Source organism: Paenibacillus sp. sgz302164 (assembly GCF_056120505.1).
Genome location: NZ_JBVYOL010000007.1, coordinates 294,716 through 309,802, shown reverse-complemented (window position 1 = coordinate 309,802; position 15,087 = coordinate 294,716). Strand labels below are relative to the sequence as shown.

At 53.2% G+C, this 15,087-nt stretch carries 13 protein-coding genes and 1 pseudogene; 9 read left to right on the top strand and 5 right to left on the bottom strand.

What is annotated here, in order from left to right; translation table 11 throughout:
* Positions 1-36 precede the first annotated feature (36 nt).
* The 7 genes from AC0LWT_RS14380 to AC0LWT_RS14350 all read left to right on the top strand — a co-directional run bounded on the left by AC0LWT_RS14380 (position 37) and on the right by AC0LWT_RS14350 (position 7,487).
* Positions 37-717 carry a GntR family transcriptional regulator gene (locus tag AC0LWT_RS14380; RefSeq protein WP_474681944.1) on the top strand — a complete coding sequence of 227 codons (681 nt, stop codon included), beginning with the start codon at positions 37-39 and terminating at the stop codon, positions 715-717.
* Between the two features lie 27 nt (positions 718-744).
* Positions 745-1,650, top strand: coding sequence for a dihydrodipicolinate synthase family protein (locus tag AC0LWT_RS14375; protein ID WP_474681943.1), 906 nt, complete (start codon positions 745-747; stop codon positions 1,648-1,650).
* 61 nt (positions 1,651-1,711) lie between these two features.
* Complete coding sequence (locus tag AC0LWT_RS14370) at positions 1,712-2,797, top strand: glycoside hydrolase family 88/105 protein (RefSeq protein WP_474681942.1); 1,086 nt, start codon at positions 1,712-1,714, stop codon at positions 2,795-2,797.
* The gene (locus AC0LWT_RS14365; protein ID WP_474681941.1) at positions 2,794-3,963 is read left to right on the top strand and encodes a mandelate racemase/muconate lactonizing enzyme family protein; all 1,170 of its coding nucleotides are present in this window, start codon (positions 2,794-2,796) and stop codon (positions 3,961-3,963) included. The genes AC0LWT_RS14370 and AC0LWT_RS14365 overlap by 4 nt, the downstream gene beginning before the upstream one ends.
* Before the next feature lie 40 nt (positions 3,964-4,003).
* Entirely contained in the window at positions 4,004-5,533 is a 1,530-nt protein-coding gene (locus tag AC0LWT_RS14360) for an extracellular solute-binding protein (protein ID WP_474681940.1), read from the top strand.
* Between the two features lie 142 nt (positions 5,534-5,675).
* On the top strand, positions 5,676-6,569 hold the full coding sequence (locus AC0LWT_RS14355; protein ID WP_474681995.1) for an ABC transporter permease: 894 nt from the start codon (positions 5,676-5,678) through the stop codon (positions 6,567-6,569).
* 30 nt (positions 6,570-6,599) lie between these two features.
* On the top strand, positions 6,600-7,487 hold the full coding sequence (locus AC0LWT_RS14350; protein WP_474681939.1) for a carbohydrate ABC transporter permease: 888 nt from the start codon (positions 6,600-6,602) through the stop codon (positions 7,485-7,487).
* Positions 7,488-7,952: 465 nt separating this feature from the next.
* Here AC0LWT_RS14350 and AC0LWT_RS14345 read toward each other — a convergent pair whose 3' ends face one another.
* Positions 7,953-8,846 (bottom strand): LysR family transcriptional regulator, encoded by an 894-nt coding sequence (locus tag AC0LWT_RS14345; RefSeq protein ID WP_474681938.1) that lies wholly within the window; start codon positions 8,844-8,846, stop codon positions 7,953-7,955.
* Positions 8,847-8,976: 130 nt separating this feature from the next.
* Between AC0LWT_RS14345 and AC0LWT_RS14340 the strand changes: the two genes are divergently transcribed.
* Together AC0LWT_RS14340 and AC0LWT_RS14335 are read left to right on the top strand one after the other, a co-directional pair.
* On the top strand, positions 8,977-10,017 hold the full coding sequence (locus AC0LWT_RS14340) for a YeiH family protein (protein WP_474681937.1): 1,041 nt from the start codon (positions 8,977-8,979) through the stop codon (positions 10,015-10,017).
* A 156-nt stretch (positions 10,018-10,173) separates the two neighbouring features.
* Positions 10,174-11,193 carry a LacI family DNA-binding transcriptional regulator gene (locus tag AC0LWT_RS14335; RefSeq protein ID WP_474681936.1) on the top strand — a complete coding sequence of 340 codons (1,020 nt, stop codon included), beginning with the start codon at positions 10,174-10,176 and terminating at the stop codon, positions 11,191-11,193.
* Between the two features lie 118 nt (positions 11,194-11,311).
* Here the strand turns inward: AC0LWT_RS14335 and AC0LWT_RS14330 are convergent, their stop codons facing one another.
* From AC0LWT_RS14330 to AC0LWT_RS14315, 4 genes and pseudogenes are all read right to left on the bottom strand, one after another.
* Positions 11,312-11,863 carry a hypothetical protein gene (locus tag AC0LWT_RS14330; RefSeq protein ID WP_474681935.1) on the bottom strand — a complete coding sequence of 184 codons (552 nt, stop codon included), beginning with the start codon at positions 11,861-11,863 and terminating at the stop codon, positions 11,312-11,314.
* Positions 11,864-12,666: 803 nt separating this feature from the next.
* Positions 12,667-13,512 (bottom strand): SDR family NAD(P)-dependent oxidoreductase, encoded by an 846-nt coding sequence (locus AC0LWT_RS14325; protein ID WP_474681934.1) that lies wholly within the window; start codon positions 13,510-13,512, stop codon positions 12,667-12,669.
* A 38-nt stretch (positions 13,513-13,550) separates the two neighbouring features.
* A pseudogene (locus AC0LWT_RS14320) lies at positions 13,551-14,713 on the bottom strand (MFS transporter).
* A 31-nt stretch (positions 14,714-14,744) separates the two neighbouring features.
* Entirely contained in the window at positions 14,745-15,002 is a 258-nt protein-coding gene (locus AC0LWT_RS14315; protein ID WP_474681933.1) for an Atu4866 domain-containing protein, read from the bottom strand.
* Positions 15,003-15,087 lie beyond the last annotated feature (85 nt).

The following is a 15,087-nucleotide window of genomic DNA, read 5'->3' as shown; positions in this document are numbered from 1 at the left end:
GATAGGACGAAGGACGGCAAAAAAGGGGGACCCGGTATGGATGTGCAGGAACATAACGATGATATCGCTTCGCAAACGCGGTCCATTCGCGATGTCATATACGAGCGGTTGAAGGACGCGATTTTGTCGGAGCAGTACAAGCCCGGCCATCATCTGAAGGAAAGGGAGCTGGCGAAGCAGTTCGGCATCAGCACGACGCCGCTCAAGGAAGCGCTGCGCCGGCTGGAACAGGAAGGGCTTGTAACGACGAGCGCGCGGCGGGGAACTTTCGTCTCCGGGGACATTATGAACTCCGTGGAGGAAATCAACTGGGCCCGCTCCGCTTTGGAAGGAGTGGCGGCACGGCTGGCCGCTCTGAAAATAGCGGACGAGGAAATCGCGCAATTGACGGCCGTGATCGACAAGATGCGAGCCTACACGGAAGCGAAGGACGCCGGGCAGCTCATTGTGCTGAACGAGCATTTTCACAAGCTGATCCGCATGTGCGCCAAAAACAACTATATTTTTCAGCAGATCGAAGCGATCCGCTCGTTCGACCGTTCTTTCCGCAAAAAGGCTTTGTCTCATAAAGACGAGCTAGAGCGCGGTTTTCAGGAACATTACGAAATTTACCGCAACATTATCGCCAGGGACGCCGACGGTGCGGAGAAAGCGATGATCTCGCACATTCGCCGGACAATCGTATTTGTCAAGGAAAGCACAAACCCGAACGCCTAAATATGTTGAAAGGAGGCTATGATCTCGATGTTCGAACTTTTAAAAAGCAAGCTGAAAGGCATTAATGCGATCAACGTAACCCCGTTTGACGAGCATCTGGAAATCGACTGGGTCTCCTTGAAAGCGAATATCGATTTTTTGCTGGAGCGCCGTATCGAAGCGGTTTATCCGTGCGGCAACACCGGGGAATTTTACGCTTTGACTTTGCAGGAAGCGAAGCAGGTGACCCGGTTTGTGACGGAAACCGTCGACCGGCGGTGCGCGGTCATAGCCGGCGTCGGCTATGACGCAAGAACGGCCTGCGAGCTGGCCGTACACGCCGAGAAAGCGGGAGCCGACGGAATTATGGTCCATCAGCCGGTGCACCCTTACCTGCTGTCCCAGGGCGTCGTCGATTATTACAAACAGATCGCCGCTTCAACCTCGCTGCCGATGGTGCTGTACATCCGCAGCGAGCAGATTACGCACGAAACGATCGCGGAGGCGGCGGCGATTCCGAATGTGATCGCGGTGAAGTACGCGATCAATCATCCTCCATCGTTCAGCCGGGCGGTGCAGGAGATTAAAGAGGATATCGTCTGGATTTGCGGAACGGCCGAGATGTGGGCGCCTACGTTTTACGCTGCGGGCGCGGAAGGTTTCACCTCCGGCATGGTGAATGTCGATACGGAGCGCTCGTTCGCGATGCTCGAAGCTTTGAAAAGGCGCGACTACAAGCAGGCGATGGAAGTTTGGAAAGATATTTTACCGTTCGAGCAGCTGCGCGAGGCGAACCGGAACGGCAACAACGTCAGCGTCGTAAAGGAAGCGATGCACCAGCTCGGACGCATCGCGACGAATTCGGTTCGTCCGCCGATCAGCGTTTTGACGAGCAGGGAGATGGCGGAGGTTGCGGCTATGATCCAAGCCTGGGGGCTGCAAAAACATGCTTGACGCATAAACAAATTGAAAGCGCATTAATGGACGTATACTTACGCGGCAGGAGGAGTTTTCGTTGACGACTAACCTGAATAAAACCGGCTTGCTCAAGCTGATCCGGCTGACCGCCGAGCGGACGCTGGAATTGAGCCATACATATTCGGAGCAGCCGGGAGGCATTCGCTGGCGGAGATGGGACTGGAGCATCGGCGTGGCCTTTTACGGCGTATGCCGGGCTGAGGACGTATGGGAGGATCGCCGGTTCGAGGCCGGAATGAAGGCGTGGATCGATGAACGGATCGATTCGCATATCGAAAAAATATGCGTCAATTCGAATTCGCTGCTGCTGATGCTGCTGCGGCTGCCCGATCGCAACGCCGACGGCAAATATGCCAAGCTGTTTCGCACATTCGACGGCTATTTGCTGGAGAGCGGTCCGCGAACGGCCTCGGGGGCGCTGGAGCACACCGTGCTCGACAATGACTGGTCGGATCAGGTGTGGGCCGATACGCTGTTCATGAGTCTGCTGTATATGGCGCAGCGGGGAACCGCCTTGCAGGACGAACGGTATTTGCAGGAAGCGGCCGAACAGCTTCATATTCACTGCCGGCTGTTGTTCGACCCGCAGGAGAAGCTGTTTTACCACGGCTGGAACGACGCGCAGCGCAAATGGATCGGCGTTCATTGGGGACGGGGCAACGCCTGGATGACGGCCGGCATTGTCGAGATTTTGGAACTGCTTGCCGACGAATTTCCGCAAAAGAATGCGATTCTGGAATGGTTGAACGCTCAGGTTGAAAGACTGATCCAGCTTCAGGACGAATCCGGATTATGGCGGACCGTCTTGAATAACGAAGCGACGTATTTGGAAACGTCGGCGACGGCGGGGATCGCTTACGGATTGCTGAAAGGCATCCGCCTTGGCTTCATCGACCGCAAGCATATGGATTCGGCCGTACGGGCGCTTGCCGCCGTTGTCCGGCAGGTGGACGAAGCCGGCAACGTTGCCGGGGGCTCTTCCGGAACGCCGGTCAAGGCCGACGCGCTGGCATACAACAGCATTCCTTATGAAATAACGCCATTTACCCAAGGGCTGGCGCTGCTCGCTTTGTGCGAGGGAACCCGGCACGATTTTGATAGGACAGGAGCGAAACCAGAATGAAGCTATCCGATATTCGGCTGACGGTAGTAGGGGTGCCCCGGGACACGGGCTTTGTAAGCAAACATGTCATCGTAGAGCTTATGACGGACGAAGGGCTGACAGGCATCGGCGAAATGTCCGACTTTTCCCACCTGCCGCATTATTCGATTGATTTGAAAGATTTGACTACAGTGCTCAAGAGCATCCTGCTCGGCAAAAATCCGTTTGACATTTCATTGATCAACATGGAACTAAAAAGCAACTTCCCAGAAGCCAATTTTTACTACGAAAAGGGCAATTTTATCCGCAACGGCATCGACGCTGCGCTTTACGATCTTTGCGGCAAAGCGCTCAACGTTTCGGTGGCCGACTTTATCGGCGGTTCGATCAAGGATAGGATCAAGGTGTGCTTCCCGATATTCCGGCACCGCTTTATGGAAGAAGTGGAAGTGAATCTAGGCGTTGTGCGAAAGCGGCTGCAGCAAGGGTTCGACACGTTCAGGCTGTACGTAGGCAAAAACCTCGATGCCGACGAAGCGTTCCTCGACGGGGTCAAGCGCGAATTCGGCTCCAGCGTGACGATCAAATCGCTCGATTTCAGCCATCTGCTGGACTGGAGAGCGTCGCTGCAAGCGGTCAAGCGGTTGTCGAAGTACGATTTTCAGATGGTTGAAAGCCCTGCCATGCAAAATGATTTCGAAGGCTTACATCATTTTCGCTTCAAATCGGATTATCCGGTCAGCGAGCATGTGTGGAGCTTCCGTCATCAATACGAGATGATCCGCCATGACAGCGTCGATATTTTCAACATTTCGCCGATCTTTATCGGAGGCATAACAGCCGCAAGGAAAGCGGCCGCCGCAGCCGAAGTGGCGGGCAAGGGCTGCCTGATGGGAACGACGCAGGAGCTTTCGATCGGCACGGCGGCCATGGCCCACCTGGGCAGCTCGCTGGCCAATCTGAACTACACGTCCGACCCGACTGGCCCCGAGCTGTACGTCGGAGATATCGTCAAGCATCCGGTAAAATACGAGAACGGCTATTTGCTCGTGCCGGGGCGGGAACTGCCGGGGCTGGGCATGGAGCTGGATTGGGATAAAATCGCCGCCTACAGGGTCGAAGATTTGAGCTGGGGCGAGGTTTCCGTCCATCAATTGCAGGACCGGACCGCCCAGACGAAAAAGTAAGCGCTGCCTTTTACATTTTATATAAAAAGGGGAAATGAACATGAGAGGCAAACGATGGCTCACAATGGCATGTTCCGGCTTGCTGACAATCGGACTTGTGGCCGGCTGCACGAATGGGGGGAAAGAGGGGGCTTCCGCCGGAACGGCCAAGCCGTCCGCCGAGTCGACGGACGGCAAGCCTTACCCGATTTCCATAGCGCTGCGCCAGGTCGGGGACATTCCGGCCAAAGGCAACGAAGTGGAGCAGGCTATCGAAAGCTATACGAATACGAAGTTGTCGATTCAGTGGATTCCGCAGGCTGCTTTTGACGATAAAGTAAACGTAATGATCGCTTCCGGCGATCTTCCCCAAATTCTCAAGGTGAACTATGTGCCGAGCATTTTGGGCGCGGCGCGCAACGGGGCGTTCTGGGAAGTCGGGCCGTATTTGAAGGACTACAAAAATTTGGCCGCCCAGGACAAGCGCTATTACGACAATATCAAAATTGACGGCAAAGTGTACGGCATCCCTAACTACCGGGATATCGGCCGGGCGGCGGTCGTATACCGCAAAGACTGGTTCGACAGTATGGGCCTCAAGTTTCCGGTCACGCTGGATGATTGGTACAACGTTATGAAAGCGTTCGCAAAGGACGATCCGGACAAAAACGGCAAAAACGATACGTACGGCACGATGCTCTTTAAAAATTACAACGCCGGAACGCAGCCCGTTATTACGAGGCTGGCCGTCAGCATCGGCGGCGTCAACCGTTGGGGCGAAGACAAGGGCAAATTTACGCCGGAATTCGTGACCAAGCCGTACATGGACGTGCTGAAGCTGTTCAGAAAGCTGTATGAGGAAAAGCTGATCAACCCGGATTTTGCCGTGTACGATGTAACCGAGCTCGATAAAACGATGTATGACGGACGCGTGGGCATCCGGTTGAACGTCTCCGCGCAAAACGTGCAGGGCTATCAGTCTGCGATGAGCAAGACGCTGCCTGCGGCGGTGTGGGATATCGCCCCGTTCGGCGGCACCGACAACCCGCGCATTGCGGGAGAGCCGGGGAATTTCGGCTTCCTGGCCATCCCCAAATCGGCGGTAAAAACGGAAGCGGATTTGAAAAAGGTGCTGACCTTCCTCGACAAGCTGCTGGACGAGCCGATGTCCACGCTGCAGATGAGAGGCATCGAGGGCAAGCATTACGTCAAAGTTGACGGAAACCGGACGGAGTACAAAGATTTTAACTTGTTCCAGCGCGAGGTCAAGCCGTACCGCGACGGCCTGCTCAATATCGAAGGCTACAATGTGGCCGATCTCAAAGACATTCCGGTGGCGGAGAAAGCGACGAAAATGGCCAGAGAGAACATCAAGTACGCGGTGCCGAATCCGGCGCTTACTTTAAACTCGGCGACGTACAGCGAGCGCGGCAACGAGCTCGACCAAATCATCCGCGATGCGGAGACGAAGTATATCATGGGCAAAATCGACGACGCCGGCTGGCAGGCCGAGGTGGACAAATGGCGGAAGTCCGGCGGCGATAAAGTGATCAAAGAGTACGAAGAATCGTTTGCGGCGTCAAGCAAATGACCGCCATGCAAGGAGCAGCGCGCGATGTGCGCAGCTGCTCTTATTTTCAACCGGACTAGGAGGAGGATCTATGGACTCGCCAACTCATGCCCACAGCAGCGCCGTGCGTAACAAAAGCAAGGCTTCGCAGCGCAGCCCCTTGATGAGGGAATTGCTCAGAGACAAGTGGATGTACGCAATGCTGCTGCCCGGGGTGCTGTATTTTCTCATTTTCAAATATGTTCCGATGTACGGCGTCGTGATCGCTTTTCAGGATTACAAGCCCATTATCGGCGTCGCGAACAGCCAGTGGGTCGGGTTGAAGCATTTCGAGCGCTTTTTTACCGAACCGCAATTTTGGGATTTGTTCCGTAATACACTGCTGCTGGCCGTGTACAATATCGTTTTCTTTTTCCCGCTGCCGATCGTGCTTGCGCTGATGCTGAATGAAGTCAGGGTGGAAAAATTCAAGCGTTTCGTGCAGACGATGGTGTATATCCCCCACTTTGTATCCTGGGTGGTCGTGGTCGGGATCTTCTACATTTTGCTTACGACGGAGGGCGGGGTCGTCAATGAAATGCTGTCGGCCTTTACCGGACACAAGATCGCATTTTTGCTGGAGCCCGAATGGTTCAGAACCGTCATTGTGACGCAATCGATCTGGAAAGAGGTGGGCTGGGGGACGATTATTTTTTTGGCCGCATTAGCCGGAGTGGACGTGCAATTGTATGAAGCATCCCGCATCGACGGGGCGAACCGCTGGAGACAGTTGTGGCACATAACGCTGCCCGCGATCCGCAGCACGATTGTCATTTTGCTCATATTGCGCATGGGAACGTTTCTCGATTCCGGGTTCGAGCACATTTTCCTGATGCTGACTCCTACAAACCGCGAAGTCGGCGAGGTGTTCGATACGTACGTGTACGTAAAAGGATTGACGCAATCGCAATACAGCTACAGCGCAGCCGTCGGGTTGTTCAAATCGTTGGTAGGCCTCGTTTTGGTGCTCGGGTCCAACTGGCTGGCCAAAAGATTCGGCCAGGAAGGCGTGTACTAGAACGGAATACAAGTCGGGAGGGAGTTTGGCATGAATCAGACGCACATTCGGGTTGACAATACGTGGGGCAACAAAATTTTCGATTGCATGAACTATGTCGTGTTGGCGGCCATAGCGCTGGCCACCGTGCTGCCGTTCGTTTATATTTTAGCCGTCTCGTTTACGAGTCCTCAAGAGGCGGCCAAAGGAGGGTTCATTCTTTTTCCGAAGGAATTTTCCTTATCGGCGTACAAATATATTTTCTCGACGAATACGCTGCTGCGCAGCTTGCTGGTCTCGATCTACATCACCGTGCTCGGCACCGCGATCAACTTGCTGCTGACGTGTCTGATGGCCTATCCGCTGGCGCGGCAAACGCTGCGCGGCCGGCAGACGATTCTGATGGCCGTATTGTTCACGATGCTGTTTAGCGGCGGGCTGATTCCGACCTATTTCGTCGTCAGCTGGCTCGGATTGACGAATTCGCTGTGGTCGCTTATGATCCCGAATGCGATCAGCGCGTTCAACCTGATCGTGCTGAAAAACTTTTTCCAACAAATCCCCGACGGGCTCGAAGATTCCGCAAGGATCGACGGCTGCACGGATGTCGGCGTATTGTTCCGCATCGTGCTTCCTTTGTCCATGCCGGCTATCGCTACGTTCGGGATGTTTTATGCGGTGGCGCACTGGAATCAGTTTTTTAGCGCGATCATGTACATCAACGACAGCCACAAATGGCCCGTGCAGGTGCTGCTGCGCGAAATCGTCATTTTGGCGCAAAGCCGGATCGGCGACACCGGGTTCGAAGAAACCGAGATCCAGCCGCAAACGATCCGTATGGCCGTTATCGTCTTTGCGACGATCCCGATTTTGCTCGTTTATCCGTTTTTGCAGAAGCATTTTGCCAAAGGCGTCATGCTCGGCTCGGTAAAAGGCTGATTCGCATAAGCCCATGCCCCTTTAAGGCGGGGAGGGCTGCCCGGGCAAATCGCGACACCCTGTGAGGGCTAGGGGAACGAGTGAGGCTAATTTGGAGGACAGCCGCTTTTTCCGGACGCTCGCCTCACCCGGTGTGGGTCGTGGAACTGCACAACTGGGCAGGGAAGCAGCTTGCCAGGGAAAAAACCTGCGAAAGTGCAGGTTTTCCCTCTTGAATTGGCTTGTTTTGGCGAAAAACCTGCAAAAGTGCAGGGATTTTCGCTGAAAGTGAGCATAGGTCTATGTGTTCGGTGAAAAGCCTGCACTTTTGCAGGAATTGTTCGTGGATAGCGATCAAGGACGCAAATTCATGTATTTTTGCAGGTTTTCTTCGTGAAGCCAGACAGATTATGGCTATCTCCTCTAACATGGAGGTTTTTCAACAGCCTGTGCCATACCTTTTAAGGCATGGCTTTTTCTTTTTGCTCAACTGTCCGTTTGCCGGCCCGAGCTGCGCACCAGCTCCCAAAACACTTCAATGGCTTTGGTCTGGAATTCCGCCGATTGCGTAATGATGGAGAACCGGCGGGTAAACGGTGTGCCGGCTGTTGTGAGAATGCGCAGGGTGCCGAGGGAAAGCTCCTTTTGCGTAGCCCAGCGGGAAAGCAGGGTGATCCCGAGACCCGCTTCCACCGATTCTTTAATAAGCTGCGTGCTGCCAAATTCCAGCAGGCGCTCAGGCGCAAATTGAAAAGCGGCGAACATTTTGTCTGCGGCTTCCCTCGTCCCCGATCCGACCTCGCGAACGATCCAGGTTTCTCCCTGCAGTTGAGACTTCCGCACCTCTTGCAGCTCCGCAAACGGATGATCGGCGGAAGCGAAAATGTACATCGAATCCTCCGCAAACGACTCGGAAAAAAGCTTGTTCGAATTAAAATCCCCTTCGACGATGCCCACGTCCAACTGCCGGTTTTCCACCAGCTCGCATATTTGCTTCGTATTCCCGATCGTAACGGCCGGCACAATGCGCGGATATTGCCGCTGCAAAGAGGCGATAATACGCGGCAGCACGTATTCGCCGAACGTATAGCTCGCGCCGACGGTCAAATTCCCGCTTGCCGTATTCGACAAATCGTCGACCAGGCGCTGCATGCGCGAATACAAGCCCAAAATTTCTTTGGCATGATGATAGACGATTTGCCCGGCTTTATTCATCCGTACGAATTTATTGCTCCGATCAAGAAGCCTGACGCCTACCGAGCGCTCAAGCGTTTGGATATATTGACTGACCGCCGGCTGGGTCATATGCATTTCTTCTGCAGCCCTCGAAAAGCTTTCCAGCTCGCATACCCTAACAAAGACGACCAAATGTTGATCCAACTGTATCAACCGCCTGTTCATCGCGATTTTATTATATATATTTACTTATGATCAATATTATAATGATTTATTTTTCTTATGTACATAAAAGGTTTAATCTGAACATGTAAAACCAATGGAGGTGAAGCATATGGCAGGAGCATCCGAAGAAAGAGTCGCCATCAAGCGGATAAAAGAAGTGAAGCCTGCGTCCGTCCGGCAGTGGCTGGGCGGCATTATGTTTACTTTCGTCATTGCATGGGCTGGTCTTGAATTATCGCGGCTTCCGGGACTTTTGCATTTGGGCCAGCTCGGATGCGCGATTTTGATTGCGGTTTTGTTTCGGCAAGTATGGGGATATCCGGAGATGTTTCGTTCGGGGATTCAGTTCTCGTCCAAAAAAGTGCTGCAGGGCGCCATCGTGCTCTATGGATTAAAATTGAACATCCATGATGTTTTTCACCAAGGATTAGGGCTGCTTGTCCGCGATGCGGGAATGATCGTCCTGGCCATTGCGGCAACGATGCTGCTCGCCAAATGGCTCAAAGCCGATCTGTCGCTTTCGCTGCTGCTCGGCATCGGAACCGGCGTTTGCGGCGCCGCAGCCATTGCCGCGGTTTCGCCGATTGTCAAAGCCAAAGACGAGGATACGGCTCTGGCAGTCGGCATCGTCGCGCTGATCGGCACCGTCTTTGCCGTCGTCTACACCGTCCTGAGGCCGTATTTGCCATTGTCGCCGGTTGAGTACGGCGTATGGTCGGGCATCAGTCTTCACGAGATCGCCCATGTGGCGCTGGCGGCGGCGCCTGCCGGGCAGGACGCTCTGACCTTTGCGCTGCTTGCCAAGCTGGGGCGCGTATGTCTGCTGGTGCCGTTATGTTTTATCCTGATGTATGGGATGAAGCGCAAAGGAAATTCCAGCGCCGGCGCGCCAATCGCGTTTCCCTGGTTTCTCCTCGGCTTCCTGGCGATGAGCCTGTTCGGCAGCTATGTGCTGACGCCTTATATTCCCGCCGCACCATCGGCGATGAACGGGATATCCGGCGTGACGGCTTTTATGCTGACGATGGCGATGACAGGGCTCGGATTAAACGTCAACTTGCGCGGTCTGGGGGCGAGAGTGCTGCGCCCTGCGGCGGCGATGACGATCGCCTCGGTGCTCCTGTCCGTGCTGGCTTATTGGCTCAGCTAGACAGGGGGCGTGCCGGGGCGGGGCGGGCGTCTTTGCGTGCCTCCCGCAGGGCGGTTGACATCGGCCAACCTTGCCGAGTAAGATGAATGAAACGTATTAGCACAGCGTCAGAACGCTGTGCGCGACAAGACTATGTACATGTCGGAGGCAATTTGGATGGCCACAATTAAAGAAATCGCCCAGTTGGCACATGTGTCCCAAGGCACCGCCTCCATCGTGCTGAACGGCAAAGGCGAGCAGTATCGCATATCGCCGGCGACGCAGCAAAAAATTTTCGAAGCTGCCAGACAGCTTAACTACCGGCCGAACATTTCCGCCCGGCGTTTGCGCAGCGGCGGAGAAACCGTGCTGCCGATCATCGCTTTGTTTTGGGCGTTGGATACCCGGACGGCGCTGATCAGCCGGTTTTTGAAGGGGCTCCAGGAAGCGCTTATGGAGGTTGAAGACGAGTACGAAATGCTCATACAGCCCTACGTGGGCTCCAAATTGAACGAGGCCCGGAGTCTGATTACGGGCACGCGGTTTAACGGGGCGATCATCGCGATTCCGACGGAGGAGGACGAGGCGTTTCTGGAGGAAGCGCAGCTTGGCGTCCCGATTGTGTTGTATCAGAGAAGTTCGGACAAATATTCGACGGTGCATGTGGACAGCTTCAGGAGCGGAGAGAAAGTCGCCCGGTTGTTTGCCGGCCGCGGACACCGGCGGGTCGGAGCCATCGTGCCGAGCGTCTCCTCCGGAGCGATCAGGCTGCGCATGAACGGCTTTCTTGCAAAGGCGGCCGAGCTTGGTTTGGAGGTGGCGGCGGAACATATCGCGTTCGCCGATTTCTCCGAGCGCGGCGGATACGAGGCGGCCGGGCGGCTGCTGTCCGGCGGCGGCGTGCAGCCGTCCGCGCTGTTTGTCATCAGCGACCAGATGGCCGTGGGCGCTTTGGCCGCTTTGCACGCGTTCGGCAAAAGCGTGCCGAACGAGATCGAGATCATCGGCTACGACAACGACGATGTGACGCCTTTTACGATTCCGGCGCTGTCGACGATCCATCTGCCCGTTGAAGAAATGGCCGGCGAGTGCGTCAGGATGCTGATTAACTTGATGCATCATAAAACGACAGGTCCGGTCACCAAAATGTTCGACACGAGCTTCGTAATCCGAGAGTCCTGCGGCGATTTCCTCTAGCTGGGGCGGCTTCCTCTTGCCCGGCACGGGGACTTAGCTCAACCGGGAGACCTCATCCCTGTCAGCGATGAGGTCAGGGGTTCGAGCCTGGTTCGAGCCCCCCTAGGCTCCACCAAAATTAACGTTGCGGCACCGGGACTTCCCGGTGTTTTTTGTTTTTGACAAGAAGGCGTTTCCGCTTTAAACGGTCACACGTGAGATCGCGCAGCAAAGTGCAGCCGGCTCGCCATCGCCCGTTCATCCAAAGACCCGGAACGAAGGTCTCCGACAACACGATTTCTCTGTTCGCCGATTCCGGCTTCATTATGGGTGGCTGACAACCAGTCCAATGACTATCTGCTTGACAACAAGTAGGATTCGAGGTGAGAGGAATACGTGACCTATAACCGGCATTGCCGCTGTTCAGTTTCGTCTTCAGCCCGGACCCGATGAAGACCGAATTGTCAGAGGCGTTGTGAAATGGCTCTTTCCTGATGCGCCTCTCCAGGCGCGGGTTGCAGTGCTGCACGGCGAGTGTCGTGCTGCGGCTTGGCAGGCCGATCTGATGAAAGCCTGCGAAAGTGCAGGCTTTTTCTCCGAAATTGGCTTGTTTTGGCGAAAAACCTGCAAAACTGCAGGAATTTCCGCTGAAAGTGAATCTGTGTCCATATATCCGGCGAAAAGCCTGCACTTTTGCAGGAATTCCTCTTGGACAGCGACCCAGGCCGCAAATTCATGTATTTTTGCAGGTTTTCTTCGTGCAGCAAGGCAGATTGTGGCTGTCGCCACTAACGCAGGGGTTTCCGGGCAGCCCGACTTTCGCAGGCTTTCTCCGCGCAGCCAAACAGCAAGGCAGCCAGGACATCCGGTTCTGCGCGCGAGTTCCGTTCCCTGACCTTTGCAGATTTTACATGCTCAACCGACAAGGGCCGCATGTAGAGTCGACCGACCGCCGTCATACGGTGCAACACCGCGCGCTGGTTGTCTGCGAACGACTGGCAATGTTGGTCATTTGCAGGTTTTTCACACCATGCCGATGATCCCGGTTATCCATTGTCCGATGGATGTATTCGTTTGTCACCCGCATAGTCTAACGACAAGAAACTATCAACAAAGGAACTTTGATCTATAGAGGCTTTCGACGTTCCAAGGGAGTCTCTTGTCGTTTTTTTCGCGACAAGAAATTACCCGCAAAGTATGTTTAGCGTCAAGATCTGAAGCCTCAGGAGGGAAACCCCGACATCAAGTGGATGTTTATGAGTCCTTTCGCGCACTTTGAGTCAGGCTATATCTCGGCAGCTTCGTTGCAATTATAGGCTGGATAACACTGCGTGCGCCAATTGTTTAACCAAGCAAGTCGGCAGGTTTGTCGATTAATTACTTTCGCTATAATAGGAGTGGCAACATGCCTGAAGCCGGCCGTAGGCGCATGCTGGGACTTCGGCGCGGGGGAGTGGCCATTCTGGAATGAATCTGGAAGCACTCCTCAATGTATCATTCTTCAAATAAGGTAGAAAGAGTTACATCCTTGTTATTTTCCAAGTCATGAATCACTCTCTTTATCTTTTCATTCGCCGCTGCATAAGCATCAGGCCCTAAAAACAGATGCAGCGGAGGAGTGGAAGTTGAGGCAATTTGTATCAAGACGTCAGCGGCCTTTGCGGGATCCCCCTGCTGTTTACCTGACAATTCAAGATAGCGATCAATTGAAGCCTGAGCTTCCATATACGCAAGGATTGGATTTGGTGAGATTGCCAATGATTCTTTGGTTAGGAAGTTGGTACGGAAAGCACCGGGATAAATAACGGTGGCCGATATTCCGAACGGTTTCACCTCAGCAGCCAAAGCCTCTGTAAGACCGGATACTGCGAATTTGGTGGCAGAGTAGCTGCCCCAACCGGAATAACCACCTCTAAACCCGCCAATGGAGGAAATATTAAAGATGTGACCTGAGCCTGCATTCCGAAGATGCGGAATAACATGACGCAATACGTTCATAATGCTAAATACGTTAATGTCGAAATGGGCGCGTATCTCTTGGTCGGTCAGCGACTCGAACGTTCCTTGCAGCCCATAGCCTGCGTTATTAACGACAACGTCAACATTGCCAAATTTGCTAATTACAGATGTAATGGCGGTTCGAACATCCTGCTCATGGGCAAGGTCAACCTGCAAAGGCAGAAAATAATCTGTTTCTTTGGTACCTACGGCTGTTATTAGCGCATCGAGGCTTCTTGACGTTGCAGCAACCCGATATCCTTCTGCCAAGAGTTTTTGTGTTAGTGCAAGCCCTAAACCTTTAGATGATCCTGTAACGAACCAAACTTTTGGATACTTCACTTATAAAAACCTCCTGTGTTAAATCGATTGATGTCCGGTCATCCGGACGGATTTTTGGATCGGGAATTTCTGCGGGATAAGATGACTGCCCAAATAGCAAACGCAATTCCTGCAGCCGCAACCCAGGTGACGGACGACAGTGATACTTGCTCTACGGCAATGCCCCCGATTCCAGCACCGGCAGCCATGGCGAGCTGAAGTACCGAATTGTTTAAGCTAAGCATAATTCCCGCAGATTCAGGAGCGAGCGTAATTAAGTGTAATTGTTGCGGAGGACCCAGAGCCCATACCGCGAACGACCAAAGGATTAACATCGGGATCAAAATAGCCGGAGAATGGATCGTTAATTCGATCATAATTAGAGCTATGCCATTAATCGATAATCCTCCGAATAGGGCGCTGTGAATTCCCCATTTGTCCGTGGCGAATCCCCCGAACCTAGATCCGATCAAGCTGGCGATGCCAATAACGAATAACGCAGTGCTTAAGGTACTATCGCTCATCCCGGTTACCGTAATAAGTAATGGTGAAATGTAGGAGTAGAAAATGGAATAGCCAACAATCCAGAAGAAAGTAACGGATAAAGCAATAACCATCTTCGTTTGCTTCAGTAGTGCGAGTTGATTACGCAAGGGTACAGGTTCCTCCCCATCTATTCGCGGAATCGTAAGCGAAATAATGATGATCGCCAGTAGCCCAACCAATGCGATTTCCCCGAAAACGGCCTTCCAATCGTATGCGGAGGCAATAACTCTTCCAATCGGAACACCGAAAATCAAGGAAGCCGTAAAGCCCATAAGCACGGCTGCAAGAGCACTTCCTTGCTTGCCTGGCAGGGCAACCTTGGACGCTATCGTTAGTGCGGAAACAACCGTGACCCCTGCGCTTACACCCATAACGATCCGCGATATAATAAGTAGTTCATATCCCTGCAATACATAGGCGATTCCATTTCCTATTACAAATAGAATAGAGCGTAAAGCAGAAGTTTTCGTCGCTCCATACGGACAGTCAAAGCCATCACGAACGGTGCACCAAAAGCGTAAGCGAGCGAAAATACGGTAATCAGTTGACCCGCTGTCACCACCGAGACACCCATTGACTCTGCAATTTTATCCAGTATACCCGCTATGATATACTCCGATGTTCCGACTAAAAAACTAAGAATCGCTAATGTGTAAATTTTTAAAGTGCTTGACATGTTTGTTTAGTTCCTCTCTCGATATGAACGTTTATTTTTCCCGATAAAAAATCATGCCTCCGTGGTAGAAAATACCGTCCCGAAAATCTCCGTCAGCAGTGAATCCGGTATCATCTACATAGTCGATATGATCTCCTTTCATGGTATAGCTGCCTTGATAGGCGCTTTTCCTATTGCCGCGGGCCTCGTCGTAACGTCCGTTAGGCAGAAGCTCATGACGAATGTAACCGTCCCGGGTAACCCACATACCGACATAGGATTGTTGTTCTACAATGTTTTTTTTCTCCATTTTGATTTCCTCCTTTGATTTATTATGGTTACTTGCGAACGCATCCTTTCAATATCCTGTAGCGTAAGTAAGCTTTTCGGTAATT